This window comes from Streptomyces sp. HSW2009, from assembly GCF_040240285.1.
Lineage (GTDB): Bacteria > Actinomycetota > Actinomycetes > Streptomycetales > Streptomycetaceae > Streptomyces.
On sequence record NZ_JBEHZD010001097.1, the window covers coordinates 1 to 799 of the forward strand.

The window sequence follows — 799 nt, forward strand, 5'->3', positions numbered from 1 at the left end:
GCACCGGCCGGTGCCACGGCGGGCGCGCCCTGGGGCGCACCGTCGGTCGCGGTGGGGCCAACGGGCTGTTGCTGCGCGTCGAGCGGCTGGCCCGCCAGTGCCTCGGCCGCGGCTGGTGCGGCGTCAGCACCGGCCGGTACGGGCTGCGCTGCGGCGGCGCCGGTCGGCTGGGCAGTGGGCTGCGCCCGGGTCGCGGGGCCGGTCTGTGCCGGCGCGCCACCGGCGGCCTGCGGGGTCGTCGTGCCCACCGCCCCGGTGGGTTGCGGCAGCGGCTGGGCGGGCGCGGGCTGCGCGTCGGGGGCCGCGGGTACGGCGGTCGGCAGCGGCCCCGCCGTACCGGCAGTGCCTGCGGCAGGAGGCTGTTCCGCGCCCCGGGAGGGTTCGCCGGCCGACGTCGGTCGGGCGGGCTGCGGCAGGGGGCCGGCGGCCGGTTGGGCGCCGGGCGCGCCAGCGGGCACCGACGCGGGCGCGGCGGCGGGCTGCTGTGCGCTCGGGTCGGCGGCGGGCTGCGGTACGGACGGGGAGGCGACGGTGGCCTCTATCGCCGTGCCCGGCGCCGGTTCGGGTGGCACGGTCTGGGCAGCCGTGGGCGCGCCGGGCTGCTGTCCGGCCTGTGGCGCGGCGGCCTGCTGCGGCCAGGCCGCACCGTCCTGCGGGGCGTGTGGGGGGGCGGCCGGCGCCGGGGGGGCCGCCGGGGGCGGCGGGCCCGGCCCCCGGGGCCCCGCGGCCGGGGCGGGGGCGGCCGGCCCCCCGCGGCGGGGCCCCCGCGCCCCCCCCCCCCCGGGGGGGGGGGGGGGGG

At 85.5% G+C, this 799-nt stretch carries 1 pseudogene; it reads right to left on the minus strand.

Features of this window, described 5'->3' with window-relative positions:
- Nucleotides 1–572 (minus strand): annotated as a pseudogene (locus AAHZ94_RS34735) (nicotinate-nucleotide--dimethylbenzimidazole phosphoribosyltransferase); the annotation flags it as partial.
- Nucleotides 573–799: the final 227 nt, after the last annotated feature.